General features: G+C 60.5%; 14 protein-coding genes. 12 read left to right on the forward strand and 2 right to left on the reverse strand.

The genetic code is table 11. From position 1 onward, the window contains the following. Nucleotide 1 precedes the first annotated feature (1 nt). Nucleotides 2-436: an alternative ribosome rescue aminoacyl-tRNA hydrolase ArfB gene (gene arfB / locus ACT53S_RS17775; protein WP_113459203.1), complete on the reverse strand. Its 435-nt coding sequence runs from the start codon at nt 434-436 to the stop codon at nt 2-4. A 116-nt stretch (nt 437-552) separates the two neighbouring features. After that, nucleotides 553-2,163 (reverse strand): phosphoenolpyruvate carboxykinase, encoded by a 1,611-nt coding sequence (locus ACT53S_RS17780; RefSeq protein ID WP_476068268.1) that lies wholly within the window; start codon nt 2,161-2,163, stop codon nt 553-555. 344 nt (nt 2,164-2,507) lie between these two features. On the opposite strand from ACT53S_RS17780, the gene ACT53S_RS17785 reads away from it, so the two are divergent. The 12 genes from ACT53S_RS17785 (at nt 2,508) to trxA (ending at nt 20,076) form a co-directional block, all read left to right on the forward strand. After that, on the forward strand, nt 2,508-3,236 hold the full coding sequence (locus ACT53S_RS17785) for a response regulator transcription factor (RefSeq protein ID WP_210244125.1): 729 nt from the start codon (nt 2,508-2,510) through the stop codon (nt 3,234-3,236). Nucleotides 3,237-3,285: 49 nt separating this feature from the next. Continuing rightward, nucleotides 3,286-5,067, forward strand: coding sequence for a stimulus-sensing domain-containing protein (locus ACT53S_RS17790; protein WP_476067962.1), 1,782 nt, complete (start codon nt 3,286-3,288; stop codon nt 5,065-5,067). Beyond that, nucleotides 5,064-5,525, forward strand: a complete 462-nt coding sequence (locus ACT53S_RS17795; protein ID WP_476067963.1) for an HPr kinase/phosphorylase — start codon at nt 5,064-5,066, stop codon at nt 5,523-5,525. Before ACT53S_RS17790 ends, ACT53S_RS17795 begins: the two co-directional genes overlap by 4 nt. Before the next feature lie 115 nt (nt 5,526-5,640). Continuing rightward, nucleotides 5,641-6,042 carry a PTS sugar transporter subunit IIA gene (locus ACT53S_RS17800; RefSeq protein WP_113377684.1) on the forward strand — a complete coding sequence of 134 codons (402 nt, stop codon included), beginning with the start codon at nt 5,641-5,643 and terminating at the stop codon, nt 6,040-6,042. A gap of 4 nt (nt 6,043-6,046) precedes the next feature. After that, nucleotides 6,047-6,325 carry an HPr family phosphocarrier protein gene (locus ACT53S_RS17805; RefSeq protein ID WP_476067964.1) on the forward strand — a complete coding sequence of 93 codons (279 nt, stop codon included), beginning with the start codon at nt 6,047-6,049 and terminating at the stop codon, nt 6,323-6,325. Between the two features lie 162 nt (nt 6,326-6,487). Then, on the forward strand, nt 6,488-7,885 hold the full coding sequence (gene ahcY / locus ACT53S_RS17810; RefSeq protein ID WP_476067965.1) for an adenosylhomocysteinase: 1,398 nt from the start codon (nt 6,488-6,490) through the stop codon (nt 7,883-7,885). Between the two features lie 363 nt (nt 7,886-8,248). Continuing rightward, on the forward strand, nt 8,249-10,672 hold the full coding sequence (locus tag ACT53S_RS17815; protein ID WP_476068269.1) for a PAS domain-containing sensor histidine kinase: 2,424 nt from the start codon (nt 8,249-8,251) through the stop codon (nt 10,670-10,672). After that, entirely contained in the window at nt 10,669-12,198 is a 1,530-nt protein-coding gene (gene tsaE, locus ACT53S_RS17820; RefSeq protein ID WP_476067966.1) for a tRNA (adenosine(37)-N6)-threonylcarbamoyltransferase complex ATPase subunit type 1 TsaE, read from the forward strand. The genes ACT53S_RS17815 and tsaE overlap by 4 nt, the downstream gene beginning before the upstream one ends. Nucleotides 12,199-12,203: 5 nt before the next feature. Further along, on the forward strand, nt 12,204-12,938 hold the full coding sequence (locus ACT53S_RS17825; protein ID WP_476067967.1) for a nucleotidyltransferase family protein: 735 nt from the start codon (nt 12,204-12,206) through the stop codon (nt 12,936-12,938). 2 nt (nt 12,939-12,940) lie between these two features. Beyond that, nucleotides 12,941-16,126, forward strand: coding sequence for a double-strand break repair protein AddB (gene addB / locus ACT53S_RS17830; protein WP_476067968.1), 3,186 nt, complete (start codon nt 12,941-12,943; stop codon nt 16,124-16,126). Next, on the forward strand, nt 16,119-19,682 hold the full coding sequence (addA, locus tag ACT53S_RS17835; protein WP_476067969.1) for a double-strand break repair helicase AddA: 3,564 nt from the start codon (nt 16,119-16,121) through the stop codon (nt 19,680-19,682). The genes addB and addA overlap by 8 nt, the downstream gene beginning before the upstream one ends. 73 nt (nt 19,683-19,755) lie before the next feature. Continuing rightward, the gene (gene trxA / locus ACT53S_RS17840) at nt 19,756-20,076 is read left to right on the forward strand and encodes a thioredoxin (RefSeq protein WP_110791403.1); all 321 of its coding nucleotides are present in this window, start codon (nt 19,756-19,758) and stop codon (nt 20,074-20,076) included. The last annotated feature ends 15 nt before the right edge of the window (nt 20,077-20,091 follow it).

Raw genomic sequence — 20,091 nt, forward strand, 5'->3', positions numbered from 1 at the left:
CTCAATCCCCCGTCGGCTTGCTGCGCATCTTCTTCACATCCGAGCGCCCGGATTTTTCCTTCAGGCGCCGCTCGATCGAGCCCTTGGTCGGTTTCGTCTTCTTGCGTGGCGGCGGTGGTGGCTTGGCAGCCTCGAGCAGCAGCTCCTTCAACCGCTCGCGCGCATCCTCGCGATTGCGATCCTGGCTGCGAAAGCGGCTCGCCTCGATCATCAACACGCCTTCCTTCGACAGGCGCTTGCCGGCGAGCTTGGCGGCATTCTGCTTGACGCGGTCGTTCAGCGAGGGCGATCCGAGCAGGTTGAAGAAAAGCTGGACGGCGGTCGAGACCTTGTTGACGTTCTGGCCACCCGGGCCGCCGGCCAGGACGAACTGTTCCGTCAGCTCCCAGCCTGCAATCGTGATGCGGTTGTTGATCTCTAGGGGTTCGCTTGCCATGTCTTCGGTCTCTTTCTCCGATCCCATATCGGCCGCGACGGCGGCAAAGGCAAGCACCAAGCAAAAGAGGCCCGGCAAAGCTGCCAGGCCTCTCTCCATCTCAGGAAAGCAGTGTCTTATTCAGCGGCCAGACGGATGCCAGGGGCTGCGTCCCGAACCTTGCCGTCGACATGGGCTTCGAACTTGGCGAAGTTGTCGATGAACATGCCGACCAGTTTCTTGGCCTGGGCGTCATAGGCGACACCATCGGCCCAGGTCGAACGCGGATCGAGGATCTTCGTGTCGACGCCGGCGACAGCGACCGGAACGGCGAAGCCGAAGTTCGCATCCGTGCGCATGTCGACCTTCTTCAGCTCGCCGGTCAGAGCGGCCGTCAGAAGCGCGCGCGTCGCCTTGATCGGCATGCGGTTGCCGGTGCCGTAGGCGCCACCGGTCCAGCCGGTGTTGACCAGCCAGCAATCGACCTTGTGGCGTGCGATTAGGTCGCGAAGCAGGTTGCCGTATTCGGTCGGATGACGCGGCATGAAGGGTGCGCCGAAGCAGGTGGAGAAGGTTGCTTCCGGTTCCGTCACGCCCTTTTCCGTGCCGGCGACCTTTGCCGTGTAGCCGGAGAGGAAGTGGTACATGGCCTGTTCCGGCGTCAGCTTGGCGATCGGCGGCAAGACACCGAAGGCATCGGCGGTCAGCATGATGATCGTCTTCGGATGCGGCGCGATACCGGTCTCCGATGCATTCGGAATGAAATGCAGCGGGTAGGCGCAACGGGTGTTTTCCGTCAGCGAACCATCGTTGAAGTCGGGTACCCGGTTCTCATCGAGAACGACGTTTTCAAGCACGGTGCCGAAGCGTTTGGTCGTTGCGTAGATCTCCGGCTCGGCTTCTGCCGAAAGACGGATTGTCTTGGCGTAGCAGCCACCCTCGAAGTTGAAGATGCCGTTTTCACCCCAGCCGTGTTCATCATCACCGATCAGCGTGCGGCTCGGATCGGCCGACAGCGTGGTCTTGCCGGTGCCGGACAGACCGAAGAAGACGGCGGCGTCACCCTCGGGACCGACATTGGCCGAGCAATGCATCGGCATGACGCCCTTGGACGGCAGCAGGTAGTTGAGCACGGTGAAGACCGACTTCTTCATCTCGCCGGCATAGGAGGTGCCGCCGATTAGAACGATGCCATTGGTCAGGTCGCAGGCGATGACCGTTTCGGTGCGGCAGCCGTGACGGACAGGATCTGCGCGGAAGCTCGGCAGATCGATGATCGTCAGCTTCGGCTGGAAACCTTCGAGAGCATCACGCTCCGGACGGATCAGCAGGTTGCGGATGAACAGCGAGTGCCAGGCGAACTCGGTCACGACCCGGGTCGGCAGGGCGTTGTCAGCATCGGCACCGCCGATCAGATCCTGGACGAAGAGATCCTTGCCTGCGGCATGGGCCAGCATGTCCTGATGCAGCACGGCAAAATGCTCCGGCGACATCGGCTTGTTGTTGTCCCACCAGATCTGGTCGTCGGTCTTGCTGTCGCGGACGACGAACTTGTCCTTGGCGGAGCGGCCGGTGTGCTGACCGGTCAGCGCACGCAAAGCACCATCAGCCGTCAGTTCGGCTTCGCCCCGGCGGACGGCTTCCTCATAAAGGGCAGCTTCCAAGAGATTATAGCGAACACTCGCAGCTTTGCCCAAGCCAGCTTCTGCGAGACCCGTTGCCGGGTTCCTGATGCCGAATTCCTCCATCATGCGCCGTCCTCTCGTATTGGCCACAACTCTCCGATGGCGCAAACGTAGCGGGATTACCGCTTCTGCGCAAGGCGGGAAATTCGAAATAATCAATGATATCAATAATTTAATCGATTTAAAACCGAAAGTGTCCGTTTTAAATCGTTTAGTTCCGGTTCCATTCCACGGAATTCGAGCGAGGGCGTCACCGAACGATTTGCTCAAAAGCGCCGATACACGCCCGGAGATTGCCTTTGCCACAATTTGTTCCACCTTTATACTCATGAAGCACTGTGACTGAACCGAAGCTGGGCTGGGGTAAAGCCAGGAGCAGCGCAAGCAAGATGACGGAGACTTATATTATGCAGACGATCGCCCTGGTGGATGACGACCGCAACATCCTGACATCGGTCTCGATCGCCCTCGAAGCCGAAGGATATAAGGTCGAGACCTATACCGACGGTGCATCCGCGCTGGATGGCTTGCTGGCTCGCCCGCCGCAGCTGGCGATCTTCGACATCAAGATGCCACGCATGGACGGCATGGAACTTCTGCGTCGTTTGCGCCAGAAATCGGACCTGCCGGTGATCTTCCTCACGTCCAAGGACGAGGAGATCGACGAATTGTTCGGCCTTAAGATGGGCGCCGACGACTTCATCACAAAGCCCTTCTCGCAGCGGCTCCTGGTCGAACGGGTGAAGGCCATCCTGCGTCGTGCCGCAAGCCGTGAGAGCCTAGCGGCAACGGGCGGTGGTGCAGCAAAACCCGGCAGCGAGCAACAGGCCCGCACATTGGAACGCGGACAGCTCGTCATGGATCAGGAGCGCCACACCTGCACCTGGAAGGGCGATCCCGTCACCCTCACCGTGACCGAGTTTCTCATTCTTCAGTCTCTGGCACAGCGACCAGGCGTGGTGAAAAGCCGCGATGCGCTGATGGACGCGGCCTATGACGAACAGGTCTATGTCGACGACCGCACCATCGACAGCCATATCAAACGCTTGCGCAAGAAGTTCAAAATGGTCGACACCGACTTCGACATGATTGAAACCCTCTACGGTGTGGGCTACCGCTTCCGCGAAGCGGCTTGAGGTCCCGGCTTCTCCGGGATCCGACCGGAGGCGGGCGAAAGGTTGAGGTTTGACCAGACAGGTGGATGACGGGAATCTGGAGGAGCTGGAGGGCGGCTCCGAGCAGCGGCGGCTGTTTTCCCATCCCTTCATCCTCATCCGGCGGATCTTTGGTCACGCCCTGTTTTCAAGCCTGACGCGACGGATAGTCTTCTTCAACCTTGCCGCGCTGATCGTTCTGGTCGGCGGAATCATGTATCTCAACCAGTTCCGAGAGGGCCTAATCGACGCGCGCGTCGAAAGCCTTCTCACCCAGGGAGAGATTATCGCTGCTGCGGTGTCGGCGTCCGCCTCCGTCGACACGAATTCGATCACGATCGATCCGGAAAAGCTGCTCGAATTACAAGCTGGCCAGAGCATCACGCCGGTCCCCAATGACGAAGATCTCGAGTTTCCGATCAATCCGGAGCGTGTCGCCCCTGTCCTGCGCCGCCTGATCTCACCGACCCGGATCCGCGCCCGTCTCTTCGACGCGGATGCAAACCTGCTGCTCGATTCGCGCCATTTGTATTCCCGAGGACAGGTGCTGCGCTTCGACCTGCCCCCGGTCGACAACGACACCTCGAGCTTCACGGACTGGATCACCCGTCTGTTCAACACGATCCTTCAGCCCGGCAACCTGCCGATCTACAAGGAAGCACCCGGCGGCGATGGCTCGATCTATCCAGAGGTGATGAACGCTTTGACGGGCGTGCGCGGAGCGGTCGTGCGTGTCACGGATCAAGGGGAACTGATTGTATCGGTGGCGGTCCCCGTGCAGCGTTCGCGGGCTGTGCTCGGGGTTCTGCTCCTGTCGACCCAGGCCGGTGATATCGACAAGATCGTTCACGCCGAACGTCTGGCGATCCTGCGCGTCTTTGGCGTGGCTACCCTTGTGAACATCGTCGTGTCGCTGCTTCTGTCCTCCACGATCGCAAATCCGCTGCGCAGGCTATCCGCTGCTGCGGTCCGAGTTCGTCGTGGGGCCAAGGAACGTGAAGAAATTCCGGATTTTTCGATCCGTCAGGATGAAATCGGCAATCTTTCCATTGCGCTGCGGGAAATGACGACAGCTCTTTACGACCGCATCGATGCGATCGAGAGCTTTGCCGCGGATGTGAGCCATGAACTGAAGAACCCGCTAACCTCGCTCCGGTCGGCGGTCGAAACTCTTCCGCTCGCGAAAACGGCGGAGTCTCGACAGCGTCTGATGGACATCATCCAGCATGACGTCAGGCGACTGGATCGCCTCATCAGCGACATCTCTGATGCTTCTCGCTTGGATGCTGAATTGGCACGCTCCGATGCCAAGCCGGTGGATCTCGAGATCCTGCTGTCCAGCCTGGTCGATATTTCCCGCGAGATCCGTCATGGCAAGAAAGCCGTGCAGATCGACTATGTGATCGACCAGAAGCCCGGATCCAAGCAAGGCTTCGTCGTCAATGGCCACGATCTTCGGCTCGGCCAAATCGTGACCAACCTGATCGAAAATGCCCGCTCTTTCGTGCCCGAAGAAGGCGGCTGCATCACGGTTCGCCTGTCACGCACCCGCACCCGCTGCCTCATCCAGGTGGAAGACAATGGACCCGGCATCCAGGCCGAAAACATCGACAGGATTTTCGAGCGATTCTACACCGATCGGCCCGAGGGCGAGAGTTTTGGCCAGAATTCCGGCCTTGGGCTGTCGATCAGCCGACAGATCGCAGAGGCGCATGGCGGGACGCTACGTGCCGAAAACGTGCTCGACAGCACGCGCGGCCGGGTCACTGGCGCCCGTTTTGTCCTTTCGCTTCCCGTCGAGGCCGGTACGTGAGCGGGCAGCCCGTCAATCGACATGCCACTGCCATCATTGTCGATGGGACCGGTCTCTTGTTCTTTGGTCCTTCAGGGTGCGGAAAGTCGGCACTTGCTTTCGATTGTCTGGCCGAAGCGGGCCTGCGTGGTCTCTCCCATGCGCTGATCGCCGACGATCAGGTAATGGTTTCGAAGCGAGACGGCGCTGTGATCGCCCGCCGACCTGAAGCGATCCGTGGCCTTCTCGAACTGCGTTACAGTGGGATCGTCACATTAGACAGCATCGAGGAAGGACAACTCCATTACGCGATCGCACCTGTCGCAGCCGATGAGAGCCAGCGTCTGCCACCGGACGACGAGCGTCTCTCACTTGCTCCGGACATCTCTCTCCCTGTCATCAGGGTGCCATTTTGGAGCCGATTTCCTCTTGCTCTCATCTTCGCACAAATCGTCACGAAGCAAGCAAAGCATTCGTAAGCACGCGGTTTTGGCTTGCACTTCCCGTTTTGATGGACAAGATGGCGTCGGATTGGTGGACGAGCCACCAGTGTTGCGCTATCTGGCGATTTTTTCCGCTAAGGGGCAGTAGAGAATGATCGGACTTGTGCTTGTCACACATGGCAAGCTGGCTGAAGAGTTTCATCATGCGGTGGAACATGTCGTCGGCCCCCAGAAATGCATCGAAACCGTTTCGATTGGCCCCGAAGATGACATGGACCAGCGTCGTCAGGATATTCTGGATGCTGTGCTGCGCGCCGATGACGGACATGGTGTGATCATTCTGACCGACATGTTTGGAGGCACCCCGTCCAACCTTGCCATCTCTGTGATGAACACTGGTCGGATCGAGGTGATTGCCGGGGTCAACCTTCCGATGCTGATCAAGCTTGCCGGTATCCGTGGCGACAACGACATGGACCGCGCATTGATCGAAGCTTCGGAAGCCGGCCGCAAATACATCAACGTTGCCAGCCGCGTGCTCAGTGGAAAGTAATGGAATGACCACCCCGCTTGCCCGTGACCTGCTGATTGTCAACAAGCGCGGTCTGCACGCACGCGCCTCTGCCAAATTCGTCCAGACCGTCAGCGGTTTTGACGCGACCGTCACCGTCTCAAAGGATGGAACGACCGTCGGTGGCACATCGATCATGGGATTGATGATGCTCGCAGCGAGCCCCGGTTGCTCGATCAGCGTCACGGCGTCTGGGAACGACGCTGGAGCCGTCCTTGATGCTTTGGCCGCTCTTGTCGCCGACCGCTTCGGTGAGGAGATGTAAAGCATCTCCACATAAGGACATAAAGACTTCTTTATGTCACGTTGCCTTCTCTTGCGATCCCTGCTAGGAACACTTCAATCGCCGCGATATGCATTCGCGGGTCGAGCGTTCCTCGGTTCTGCACCAAGCAGAGACCGGGCCCAGATCCAGCCGGAGACTCTCATGAGCAAACATGACTATGTCATCGCCGATATCGGTCTTGCCGATTTCGGCCGCAAGGAAATCAGCATCGCGGAAACCGAAATGCCCGGCCTGATGGCCTGCCGCGACGAATTCGGCGCGAGCAAGCCGCTGAAGGGTGCACGGATCACCGGTTCGCTGCACATGACGATCCAGACCGCTGTTTTGATCGAGACTCTCGTCGCGCTCGGCGCCGATGTGCGCTGGGCTTCGTGCAATATCTTCTCCACCCAGGACCATGCGGCAGCGGCCATCGCAGCTGCCGGTATCCCCGTCTTCGCGATCAAGGGTGAATCTCTGACGGATTACTGGGACTACACCGACCGCATCTTCCAATGGACCGACGGCGGCGTGTCCAACATGATCCTCGATGATGGCGGCGATGCGACCATGTACATCCTGCTCGGCGCCCGCGCTGAAGCCGGCGAGGACGTTCTCTCCAACCCGCAGTCGGAAGAAGAAGAAATCCTGGTCGCCCAGATCAAGAAGCGACTGGCCGCTTCGCCGGGCTGGTTCACCAAGCAGCGCGATGCCATCAAGGGCGTCACCGAAGAAACGACGACAGGCGTTCATCGCCTCTACGAACTGGCCAAGAAGGGCCTTCTCCCCTTCCCGGCCATCAACGTCAACGATTCTGTTACCAAGTCGAAGTTCGACAACAAGTACGGCTGCAAGGAATCGCTGGTCGACGGCATTCGCCGCGGCACCGACGTGATGATGGCCGGCAAGGTCGCGGTCGTCTGCGGTTATGGCGATGTCGGCAAGGGTTCGGCCGCTTCGCTGCGCGGCGCTGGCGCCCGCGTCAAGGTCACGGAGATCGACCCGATCTGCGCGCTCCAGGCTGCCATGGATGGCTTCGAAGTCGTGACTCTCGAGGACGTCGTGTCTTCGGCCGACATCTTCATCACCACCACCGGCAACAAGGACGTCATCCGCATCGAGCACATGCGCGAGATGAAGGACATGGCGATCGTCGGCAACATCGGTCACTTCGACAACGAAATCCAGGTTGCGGCTCTGCGAAACCTCAAGTGGACGAACATCAAGCCGCAGGTCGACATGGTGGAGTTCCCGAAGGGCAACCGCATGATCCTTCTGTCGGAAGGTCGCCTGCTGAACCTCGGCAACGCTACCGGTCATCCGTCTTTCGTCATGTCGGCCTCGTTCACGAACCAGGTTCTCGGCCAGATCGAGCTCTTTACCAAGACGGATGAGTACAAGCCGGGCGTTTACGTCCTGCCGAAGCACCTCGACGAAAAGGTCGCTCGTCTGCATCTCGAAAAGCTCGGCGTGAAGCTCACGACGCTTTCGGACGAACAGGCAGCCTATATCGGCGTTACGGCACAGGGTCCGTTCAAGGCAGAACACTATCGCTATTAAAATATAGCTGGATAATATCTACATCTAGTGGGCGGCGCCTTGACAAAGGCGCCGCTTTCTTTTTTGGCGCCCGGCCTTCCCGCTCCAATCCATCAGCGGTATTGTTTTGGGACATGATTCGTGGACTGCACGAGCGGTCCGCGAACACGGATGTCTTGTCGACGATGCGGCACATAATAAGACGGAGACAGACCGAGAATGTCGGTAGATCAACGCACCCCGCGTTTGCGGGATACGGCTATGACGGCCGGTATTTCCAGCCTCTTGCGGCATACTTCACGACGGACGATGTTCTGCGGAAACACGGCAACCGCGCGGCGAAGCCTTGTGAATTCCCTGCAGCGATTGCTTGCCTGCGGCAGCATGCTGGCCGGCATGGTGACGCCGGTTCTGGCCCAGGGTGAACCAGGGCATTCGATCATCGGCAGCTTCAATCGCGTCGATCTTGCCGGCTACGCGCTTCTGCTCGGCGCCCTCTCGGCTGCACTGGTCTCTGCCGGCTGGCTTGCACGACAGCGGAACCGCCTGGAAACCGAGCGCCTAGACCTGCGTTCGGAACTGTCCGTCAGCCAGCACAAGATTTCGCGCTATCAGGCTTTCATCGCCGACAAGAACCGCCGTGTCGTGATCTGGGATGGCCAGAACGGTAAGGCCGAGTTTCTGGGGCAACTGCCAGGTGAAACCGGCGCACCTCAAAGCGATAGCGACTTCCTGGCGTTCGGCCGATGGTTGACCCCTCATTCGGCGAGCGAAGTGGAACGCGCCATCGAGGCCTTGCGCTCCCATGCCAGCACGTTCGATCTGGTCGTGGAAACCGTTCGTGGCGAAGTCATCGAGGTGCAAGGTCGTCTCTATGGCGGCCGTGCCTACGCACTGTTTCTCGCACTCAACAATCTTCGAGCCGAACTCGCCGAATTGAAGATCGAGCGCAATCGCCTGCGCAATTCCATCGCTTCATTCGAGTCGCTGCTCGATTCGATCGAACAACCGGTCTGGCAGCGGGATCGAGACGGTCGCTTGACCTGGGTTAACCATGCCTATTGCGAGGCGGTGGAAGCCAGTTCTCCCGCCCAAGCCATACAGGAAGGCCGGGAAATTCTTGGCACACTGACCCGCGAGAAGATCAAGGCGACCACAACCCCGGAGTCGCCGTTCCGGGACACGGTTTCGACAGCGGTTCGGGGCGGCCGAAGCTTCTTCGAAGTGGTCGACGTGCGGGGGCCAGACGGATCCTGCGGCATGGCAATCGATGTATCATCGGCCGAAACGCTGCGCGAAGAACTCGTGCGCACGCTGAAGAGCCATGCGGAAACGCTCGATCATCTGGCGACACCTGTCGCCATTTTCGACGCCGATCGACGACTGCAATTCTACAATCAGGCCTTTGTTCAATTGTGGGGTCTCGATACGCCGTTCCTGGAATCGCGACCTGACCATGCCGAACTCCTCGACCGTCTCCGTTCGGCGCACAAGCTGCCGGAGCAGTTGAGCTGGAAAGCCTGGAAGGAAAGCTGCCTCTCCGTCTATCGCGCATTGGAGACGCAGACGGATCTTTGGCATCTGCCGAACGGCCAGACATTGCGCGTCATCGCCTCCGCACACCCGCAGGGCGGGGTAACCTGGATGTTCGAAAACCTGACCGAGCAGGTCAGTCTCGAAACACGGTACAACACGCTGCTCCAGGTTCAGGGTGAGACGATCGATCATCTGTCCGAAGGCGTTGCCGTTTTTGGACCGGACGGCCGTATCCAGCTGTCAAACCCCGCCTTCCGGGCGCTTTGGGGTATCACTGAAGCCCAGGCTGCCGTCGGAACGCATATCCGTCTGCTGGAAGCCGCCTGCAAATCTTCCTATGACAAGGCGGATGGCTGGAGAGCCTTCGGCAAGATGATCACCAGTTTCGAGGATGAACGTCCCTCGAGCCAGGGCACGCTGGAACTCTATTCCGGGTTGGTGCTCGACTATGCCGTCACCCCCCTGCCGAACGCTCAAACGATGCTGACATTCGTCAACATGACGGACAGTGTGAGAGCGGAGCGGGCGCTCAAGGAAAAGAACGAGGCGCTGCGCAAAGCAGACGAGCTGAAGAATGATTTCGTCCAGCACGTCTCTTACGAGCTGCGTTCTCCGCTGACCAATATCATTGGCTTCACCGATCTTCTGAAGACGCATGCGATCGGACCGCTGAATGAACGCCAGGCGGAATACATCGATCACATCTCCACGTCCTCCTCGGTCCTGCTGACGATCGTCAATGATATTCTGGATCTCGCGACGGTCGATGCCGGCATCATGCAGCTCGATTACTCCGAGATTGATCTGAGCGATCTTCTCGACGATGTCTCGATGCAGATGACAGATCGGCTGCAGGAAGGTGGCGTGACGCTGGAGATTTCGGCTCCCGCACAACTCGGCCACATCATCGCCGACCGTCAGCGTCTGAAGCAGATCCTCATCAAGATCCTGACGAATGCCGTCAATTTCGCGCCCGAGGGGACAGCCGTCAAAATGAAGTGCTGGCGCGAGGGGGCCGACTTCGTATTCTCGGTGGCCGACCGCGGATGTGGAATGGAAGCCGAGATGCTGTCCTCCGCCTTCGATCGCTTCTCCACAAATCCAAAGGGTGGCAAACGCAGCGGTCCAGGTCTCGGACTTTCGATCGTGCATAGCTTCGTCAATTTACATCACGGCCATGTCTCCATCGATAGCGCACCGGGAGAAGGAACCACGGTCAACTGCCGCATTCCCTCGGCCAGCATTCCCCAAGTCATCGCTGCAGCCGAATGACGGATCACTCGGACTTGGTCGAGCTCAGCCTGCCGGATGAGGCCGCAACGGTCGAATTCGGGCAGGATCTCGCGCTTCTGCTCCAGGCCGGAGACTGCATTGCCCTTTGGGGCGATCTGGGGGCTGGAAAATCGACACTGTGCCGCGCCCTGTTGCGCGCCTTGGCGGATGACCCCGATCTCGAAGTCCCAAGCCCGACCTTCACGCTGGTCCAAACTTATGAGCTCCGGCTACCGGTCTCTCATTTCGATCTGTATCGCCTCGCAGACCTCAGCGAACTCGACGAACTGGGCTTCGATGAAGCGCTGTCGAATGGGATCTGCCTGGTCGAATGGCCCGAGAGGGCCGGTAACGCGCTGCCAAAGGCCAGGCTCGACATCCGGTTTCAGTTTTCAAAAGACGGTGGCAGATCTGTCTCCGTCTCGGGCACCAGTCCCAAGATCGCACGCTTGCGACGGATCCTTGAGATTCGGCGCTTTCTCGATGAGAACGGCCTTCCCCATGCGGCAAGACGCCACCTGACCGGGGACGCCTCAAGCCGCGCCTATGAACATGTCTATCCGTCAAACGGGGACGCACGGCTGGTGCTGATGGACGCCCCGGCGCGGCCCAACGGACCGCCGATCCGTGACGGAAAGCCCTATTCCCAGATCGTGCATCTCGCCGAAGACGTCTATCCGTTCATCGCGATCGACCAGGAGCTGCGGGCGCGTGGATTTGCGGCGCCGGCCATTCTGGCGGCAGATGGGGATGCTGGCATTCTTCTTCTGGAAGACCTCGGCTTGGAAGGGGTTCTCGATCCCGACGGGAAGCCGATTGCGGATCGCTACCGCGCAAGCGCGGCCTGCCTCGCCGCCATTCACGACTCAGGCGTTCGTCGAGACATCGCTCTGGCAGACGGACGGGTGCATGTGATCCCGGATTTCGACCGGCCGGCAATGAAGATGGAAGTGGAGCTGCTGCTCGACTGGCACCTGCCCTGGAAACGAGAGGGAGCGCCCGTCACGGGAGCCGAGCGAGATGCCTATCTCGCGATCTGGGATCGCCTCATCGACGAGTTGGCGACGGTTGAAAAATCCATTGTGCTGCGTGACTTCCACTCTCCCAACATCCTGTGGCGCGACGAACAGAGCGGTCATGCCCGGATCGGGCTCATCGATTTCCAGGACGCGATGATCGGGCCTTCGGCCTATGATCTCGTGTCCCTTGCACAAGATGCTCGCGTCACGATCCCGCGCCCGTTGATGGACCAGCTGATTGCTGACTATCTCAGCCTTCGGCACCGCAAAGCAGAATTTGACGAGGCGGGGTTCCTCAAGAGCTGGGCGATCATGGCCGCCCAACGCGCTTGCAAGCTGAACGGACTGTGGGTTCGGCTGATGAAACGGGACGGTAAGCCCGGCTACATGCGCCATATGCCGAGGACACTCTGGCATTTATCCGTCGCATTCGAACATCCTGTGCTCGCCCCCTTGCGCAGCTGGTGCGTAGAGGCTGGAATCGAACTTCCCGAATCAGCGGCGTAGGCCACATGCCCATCACCCAAGCCATGGTACTCGCGGCCGGCCTCGGCACGCGGATGCGACCCATCACCGAGACGACACCGAAGCCGCTGGTACAGATCGGTGGCAAGGCGATGATCGATTATGCACTCGACGCGCTGCGGGAAGCCGGGGTGACCACTGTGGTGGTCAATGTCCACCATCACGCAGACCAGATGGAGCGGCATCTTGCAACGGTCGAAGGACTGGATGTCATCATTTCCGACGAGCGCGAGCGCCTGATGGATTCGGGGGGCGGACTTGCCCGCGGGCTCCGCTACCTCAATTCCGAAGCGCCGGCCCTGGTGATGAATGCCGATCTTTTCTGGATCGGCGAACCTAAAGACCATCCCTCCAATCTCGTCCGATTGGGCAGGCGTTTCAACGCCGCCACGATGGACATGGCGATGCTTTGCGTCGAAGAGAGCCGAACGACCGGACACAACGGCAAGAACGATTTTTCCATGGCGGCTGACGGTGCGCTCACGCGCTTTCGTGCAGGCGATCCCGATCCCGTTGTCTATGCCGGCGCGCTCGTGATGATGCCGACGCTTCTGTCAGATGCACCCGAAGAGCCCTTCAACCTGAATATCTATTTCGATCGGGCGATTGCGGCACGGCGTCTCTTCGGCGAGCGGCTGAACGGGCATTGGTTGACGGTCGGCACCCCGGATGCGATCGCACCGGCAGAGGCAATGATCCGTCGCGCTTTGCGGGAGGGCTGAGCGTGGCTGCGGAGCTTCCCCGCGTTTTCACCATCCCGCCAGGGCGGCCCTTCCTCAAGACGCTGACGCAAGCGCTGCTCGACGGGCGCTTGGTGGACGGTTATCGCTACAATCCGGAAGATCCACTCTCCCTGGCCAAGGTAACGATTCTTGTGCCGACACGACGGGCGGCCCGTGTGCTCCGATCGGAGTTCGTCGATCTTCTCGGTGGCCGTTCCGCGATCCTGCCCCATATCCGGCCGCTCGGCGAAACCGACGATGACAGTGGCTTTTTCGATCGCGACGCGCCCCTGCTGATGGACCTTGCACCGCCCGTCAGCGGAACGGTGATGCTGCTTGAACTGGCACGGCTCATCCTGGCGTGGCGCAATCAATTGCCGGAGATCGTGCGCTCGATCCATAGCGACACGCCGCTTGTCGCACCCGCAAGCCCGGCCGATGCGGTCTGGCTAGCACGCGCGCTGGTCGAACTCATCGAGGCGGCCGAGACGGAAGGCTGCGACTGGGAGAACCTGAACAATCTGCAATCGGCGGATTTCGGATCGTGGTGGCAACTGACGCTCGCATTCCTGAAGATTGCCACGACTTTCTGGCCCGAGCGCCTGAAGGAACTGATGCGGTCGTCACCTGCGCGCCATCGCGATGCGGTGTTGCGGGCGGAGGCCGAGCGCATCCGGCGGACTGGATCGACGGGGCCGATCATCGTGGCCGGCTCGACGGGTTCCATCCCTGCAGCGGCCGAGCTGATTGCGGCCATTGCCGAGCGCGAGAATGGTGTGGTCGTGCTGCCGGGACTTGATCAGCAGATGCCGGACGAGGATTGGCAGAAGCTGCATGACCGCGGCTCTTCCTTGATCGCACCGAACCCTGCCCTTCGGGGGCATCCGCAATACGGCCTCGCGCAATTGCTCCGGCACATGGCGCTGGAGCGTGCCGATATCGTCTCACTCGCGCATGCCGAACCTGTTCTCGAAGATCGCGCGGAGATATTGTCGCGCGCCATGGCGCCGGCGGAAGCGACCGATACCTGGAAATCCTGGCGCGACGATTTTGCGACCGAGCGCGTGCTCTCCGCTTTTCAAGACGTTGCCCTGATCGAGGCGGCGAACGAGCGTGAAGAAGCCACCGCCATCGCGATTGCGCTCCGTCTCGGACTGGAGGAGGCCGACAACCCCGAGAGCCGCGTTGCGCTGATCACGCCGGATCGCGCTTTGGCCCGTCGCGTCATGTCGGAGCTTGCCCGCTTCGGGATCGAGGCGGATGATTCGGCGGGTACGCCCCTGACCGGGACGCTGGCCGCCACCCTCACACAGATCGTCGCCGAAGCCTGCCTGAGACCGGGCGATCCCGTCCCGATCGTTTCGCTGATCAAGCATCCGCTAGCTCGGTTCGGCCTTTCGGAAACTGACATGCGCAGGGCGGCAGACGCACTCGAAGTCATCGCCCTGCGCGGGGGCAGCCGAGTGCTCGATCTGGCCGAGATGAAGATCCTTTTCGAGCAAGGACTGGCGGAGCACCTGACGGATCGGCATAAGCCGCAATGGCGACTCTCGGTTTCACCCGAAGACATTGAACTGGCACGGGTGTTGGCACACAACATTACGGCTGCTGCAGAACCCCTCGTGTCCGCTGTCATTCGTTCTGTCGACGGAACGGCGCTGACGCAGAGTTTCACGCTGACTGACTGGGCTGAAAGAACCGGGCGTGTCCTGGAAGCCGTCTGCATTGATGACCGGCAGGATCTTGCCGCACTCTGGGGCAATGAGGGCGGCGACACATTGGCGCAATTGCTGGGCCAGGTGATGGAGGCCGACGGGCAGATCGAGGCCGATGGATCGCAATGGGTGGACATCCTCACGGCACTGATGGCCGGCCAGGCGGTCAAACCGCGGGCGATGCGGCATCCACGGGTCTTCATCTTCGGTACGCTTGAAGCACGCCTACAGAATGTGGACATGATGGTGATCGGCGGTATGAACGAGGGGAGCTGGCCGGGCCAGACGCAGAACAACCCCTTCCTGTCGCGCATGATGAAGACCGACATCGGCCTGGAACCGCCCGAGCGACAGACCGGTCAAGTCGCTCATGACTTCCAAATGGCGTGCGGCACACGGAAACTCATTTTCAGCCGCGCGCTTCGGCAGGGCTCTGCGCCGACGGTGGCCTCGCGCTGGCTCCAGCGCCTAAAGGCGCTTGGCGGGCCTGCACTTGAGGAAGCCATGAGGCGTCGTGGCCAGATCTTTCGGCGCTACGCCGATCTCATCGACCAGGGAGAGAGCCAGGCGCCGGCCCAACGCCCCTCCCCCCGCCCGCGACTGGAGCTTCAGCCCCGCTCCTTCAGTTTCTCCGAGGTCGGTCGCTTTCGGCGCGATCCCTATGCGACTTATGCCCGGCGGATCCTGCGGCTCGATGCCGTCGAGACGTTCAACCAGGATCCGGGTGCCGCTGAGCGCGGCACGCTCTATCACCGCATCGTGGATCGGTTCGTGCGGGAGAACCACGATCCCCTCCGCCTGGATGCCATTGATATCCTTCGCGGCATCACCGATGAGGAATTCCTGAAAGAGGCCCTGCCATTGCATCTCGACGTCGTGTGGCGGCAGCGATTCTATTCCGTTGCAGCCGAGTTCGTCGCCTGGGAACGGCGGCGGCGACCGGAGTTGAAGCGCATCCTCACGGAAGTGCGGGGAAATGTGGTACTGGAGCCGGTGGGTATCACCATCAGCGGCATTGCCGACCGGATCGACCTGAAAGGCGCCGGTCATGCCGACATCATCGATTACAAGACCGGACTGGCACCGAGCGTCGCGCAGGCACGCAGCCTGCTCGACCCACAGCTGGCCCTCGAAGCCGCCGCTCTGCTCGAAGGCGCCTTCAAACCTGCTGGGCAGATACGGCCCGACAATCTGATCTATGTTCGCCTGAGACCCGGCGATCGGTTTAGCGTCGATCAGATCAACAATGAGCTCAACGGGCGCGGCGACAACAAGAAATCGGCGGCCGACTTGGCCACGCAGGCCGTGGAGGAACTCGGACGTTTCGTGGCCGCACTTCATAGCGGCGAGCGGGGTTATGTCTCGCGGCTTATTCCGGCTGAACAGAACAGTTATGGCGGCGAGTATGATCACCTCGCGCGCGTTGCAGAATGGTCGACGGCCGATACCGAGGAAACAAGTGCCGATGACTGACACGAGTCTCGACATCGGTGCGCTTCCGAGCAGCAGCGATCCGGCGGTCTGGCTGGACTGGACAACGCTTGCGCAATCACGCGCCTCGCATCCGGGCCAGTCGGCTTGGGTGTCTGCCAATGCCGGCTCAGGGAAAACACATGTCTTGACGCAGCGGGTTATCCGACTGCTGCTGGCCGGTGCCCGCCCGTCTTCGATCCTCTGCCTGACCTATACCAAGGCGGCCGCTTCGGAGATGTCGAACCGAGTGTTCCAGCGCCTCGCCGAGTGGGCGACGCTCGACGACGCGGAACTCTCGAAGCGGATCGCCCGGATCGAGCAGAAGCAGCCGGATCGTGCCACACTCGCGGCGGCGCGCCGGTTGTTTGCCAAGGCGCTCGAAACCCCCGGTGGGCTGAAGATCCAGACCATTCACGCCTTCTGCGAAGCGCTTCTGCATCAGTTTCCGCTGGAGGCGAACGTTGCCGGGCATTTCAACGTGCTGGATGACCGCGCTGCCGTGACAGTGTTGTCGGAAGCGAGACGGTCTTTGCTCACGGCGACCTCGACGGAAAACGATGCCTCTCTTGCAGAGGCTTTCGCTCGGGTACTCAGTATTGCTGACGAGAGCGGTTTGGAAAGTCTGATCGGGGATATCGTGGCAAACCGCCATGCGATCCGCGAGTTCCGCCGCCTCGCAAGCAAATTGGGGGGGCTGGAGCAAGCCCTCCGGCAGCGCTTCGGCATTTTAACGACAGAGACTGAACTTAGCCGAGCTGAGGATTACTGGCCCCTCGACGGACTTTCGGGTCCGAGCTTTACCCATTACATCCGCCTTGCGCTGGAGAAGGGCGGGGAGAAGGTCCGAGCCGTTGCCGAGACCCTCGAACGGGCGCTCTTAGAAACCGATCCGTTGGTGCGGGTCAGCCTTATCGACAGTGCTTTTCTGACGGGAACAGAAAGCCCCAAAGCGGACAGTTCGCTGATTGCCGCCGCCATGACGAAAGCGGCACCGGAGCTTCGCGATGCCGTCATTGCCGCGCGAGAGCACGTCATCGCCAAGCGCGATCGGTTGCGGATCTTTCGCATGTACGAGGCCACCAAGGCGGCGCTAACCTTGGGCTTCCGGCTGGACGCCGACTATGAAGAGCTGAAGAAGCGGCGGTCGCAACTCGACTTCGAAGACCTGATTGTCAGAACCGCTCAGCTTCTGACCCGCAGTGACGTCGGTGCGTGGGTCCACTACAAGCTGGACCAAGGGATCGATCATATTCTCGTCGACGAAGCGCAAGACACGAGTCCGATCCAGTGGGCCGTGATCCGCTCGCTGCGCGAGGATTTCTTCAGCGGCGCCAGCGCGAAATCCGGTATCCGGACATTTTTCGCCGTGGGTGACGAGAAACAGTCGATCTACTCCTTCCAGGGGGCCCGGCCAGAACAGTTTTCGGCCGAGGCGAAGCAGACACAGGCGGCAGTGTCCCAAAGCGGCCAGACATTCAACGCCGTGCGGCTGCCCTTGTCCTTCCGCTCCACCGAATCGGTCCTGCAAGCTGTGGATCACGTCTTTCAACCCGCCGAAAACCGTCGTGGCCTGAGCGCGGCAGGCGACGATGTCGTCCACCGTTCGAGCCGGATCGGGCAGCCCGGAATTGTCGATGTCTGGGATATGATCGCGGCGGAAAAACAGGAGAAGACCGAGGACTGGACAGCGCCCTTCGATGCGACTCCGGAAAGTGCTCCGTCGGCCGTGCTCGCGCGTCGAATTGCCCACCAGATCCGAGACATGGTCGGGCGGCAGACGATCATCGAGGACGGAGAAGCGCGCCTCATTCGTCCGGGCGACATCCTCGTGCTCGTGCGCAAGCGCGACAGTTTCGTCAACTCGCTTACCCGTGCCCTTAAGCGCCCCTACAATATTCCGGTGGCCGGGGCAGACCGCTTGAAGCTGACGAGCCATATTGCGGTTCAGGACATGCTGGCCCTGGGCCGCTTCATGCTGCTACCGAATGACGACCTTTCCCTTGCAGCTCTCTTGAAGTGCCCGCTCTTCAACCACGGAGAGGACGATCTCCTGATGCTCGCTGCAGAGCGGCCCGAGGGCGAGAGCCTTTGGCATCGGTTGAAGAAGCAGGCGGAGCCGGAAGATTCGCCCTGGCGGCGGACCTTCGACCGTCTCAGCGCGCTCTTCGAGCAGTCGCGGGCATTTTCAGTGCACGATTTCTTTGCCCGAGTGCTCGGGCACCATCAGGGCCGGAAAGCCTATCTCGCGCGGCTTGGCTCCGAGGTCAGCGACATCCTGGACGAGTTCCTGAGTTTCGCATTGGCTTTCGAGACCGCCGGATTGCCTGGTCTGCAATCCTTCGTTTCGACGCTAGAAATGGAAGCACCGGAGGTGAAGCGGGAGCAGGACAAGGAGCGGAATGAGGTCCGCATCATGACGGTTCACGCCTCTAAAGGACTCGAGGCGCCAGTCGTCTTCCTCGTCGACGGGGGTTCCAAGCCGTTCAACAGCAATCACCTGGCAAAGTTTCGCCTGCTGGAAGCGGAAGACGGTGTCGCGACACCCTTCTGGATCCCGGGCAAGACGTTGACGAACTCCCTGACACAGCGAGACACCGAAAGGCTGAGGATGCTGGCGGAGGAGGAATATCGTCGGTTGCTCTATGTGGCGATGACACGGGCCGCCGACCGGTTGATCATCGCCGGGTACCGGGGAGTGAACGATCCCGGAGATATCTGGCACCGGATGATCCTCGACGCCCTCAAGACGGATGAATCCCGCTGCGTCCCGATGGAGTATCAGGGACCGGATGGCACATGGAGCGGTATACGCTGGAGCGTGCCGGACGCAGGTCGCGAATTTCCCCAGGCGCCGGAGCTCAACGAAGAACAGGCTGATATCGATCTGCCGCCGTCCCTTTGGCGGCCCCTTCCCCCGCCCGTTCAACTCCCCAGACCCTTGAGCCCTTCGACTGCGGGTAGCATTCTGGTCGATGATGACGGCGAAGACATGATCACCGCCTCGGCGCTCTTCGTGTCGGACGAAAAACCGGACATCGCGCTGCAGCGTGGCCGTCTCATCCATCGCATGCTGCAAAACCTTCCCGAGGTGCCGCAAGCAGAATGGGCCGATGCAGCGGAGCGTTATGCCAATCGTGCAGCTCGTTTCTGGCCGGCTCACGAACGCGAAAGGCTGGTCTCGACAGTCTTGTCGGTCCTCGAAAATCCGCACCTCGCCCCGCTCTTCGGCGACAAAAGCCAGCCAGAAGTTTCCGTGATGGGGACGCTGGTGCTGCGCGGTGAACAGCGCGCCGTTTCGGGTCGCCTCGACCGAATGGCTGTGCTTTCCGACAAGGTCGTAATTGCGGATTACAAGACCAATCGCAAACCACCGCGGGATGCAGCCGGCACCCCTCTTTCGCATCGCGCCCAGCTGGCTATCTACCGCGAGATCCTGCAACCCCTATATCCCAGCAAGGCGATCGAATGCTGGCTCATCTACACGGAAACCGGGGCCGTCATCGCCCTTGGGGATGAGCTGCTCGCACGGTCCCTTGCCGACCTCCAAACATCGTGAGATACCGCATATTGAAATAGTCGCAACGCGGCATCACATATCTAGTCAATTCAAGTTCTATAAGGAGAGCCCCATGGCTACCGTGAAAGTCGACAAATCCAATTTCCAGGCAGAGGTTCTCAACGCGTCCGAACCGGTCGTCGTCGATTTCTGGGCGGAATGGTGCGGCCCCTGCAAGATGATCGCGCCGAGCCTCGAGGAAATTTCCAACGAAATGGCCGGCAAGGTGAAGATCGCCAAGCTCAACATTGATGAGAACCCGGAACTGGCTGCCCAGTTCGGCGTTCGCTCGATCCCCACCCTTGCCGTCTTCAAGGGCGGCGAAGTGGCCGACATCAAGGTGGGTGCAGCGCCCAAGACTGCCCTTACCAGCTGGATTGCCGGCGCCGCCTGAGCTTCGCGACTGATT

The organism is Allorhizobium sp. DMC15, assembly GCF_056314065.1.

Excerpts from the sequence above, each read along its gene's own strand:
- arfB (WP_113459203.1), bottom strand. The coding sequence starts at position 436 with ATGGCAAGCGAACCCCTAGAGATCAACAACCGCATCACGATTGCAGGC.
- ACT53S_RS17780 (WP_476068268.1), bottom strand. The coding sequence starts at position 2,163 with ATGGAGGAATTCGGCATCAGGAACCCGGCAACGGGTCTCGCAGAAGCT.
- ACT53S_RS17785 (WP_210244125.1), top strand. The coding sequence starts at position 2,508 with ATGCAGACGATCGCCCTGGTGGATGACGACCGCAACATCCTGACATCG.
- ACT53S_RS17800 (WP_113377684.1), top strand. The coding sequence starts at position 5,641 with ATGATCGGACTTGTGCTTGTCACACATGGCAAGCTGGCTGAAGAGTTT.
- ACT53S_RS17805 (WP_476067964.1), top strand. The coding sequence starts at position 6,047 with ATGACCACCCCGCTTGCCCGTGACCTGCTGATTGTCAACAAGCGCGGT.
- ahcY (WP_476067965.1), top strand. The coding sequence starts at position 6,488 with ATGAGCAAACATGACTATGTCATCGCCGATATCGGTCTTGCCGATTTC.
- ACT53S_RS17815 (WP_476068269.1), top strand. The coding sequence starts at position 8,249 with ATGCTGGCCGGCATGGTGACGCCGGTTCTGGCCCAGGGTGAACCAGGG.
- tsaE (WP_476067966.1), top strand. The coding sequence starts at position 10,669 with ATGACGGATCACTCGGACTTGGTCGAGCTCAGCCTGCCGGATGAGGCC.
- ACT53S_RS17825 (WP_476067967.1), top strand. The coding sequence starts at position 12,204 with ATGCCCATCACCCAAGCCATGGTACTCGCGGCCGGCCTCGGCACGCGG.
- addA (WP_476067969.1), top strand. The coding sequence starts at position 16,119 with ATGACTGACACGAGTCTCGACATCGGTGCGCTTCCGAGCAGCAGCGAT.
- trxA (WP_110791403.1), top strand. The coding sequence starts at position 19,756 with ATGGCTACCGTGAAAGTCGACAAATCCAATTTCCAGGCAGAGGTTCTC.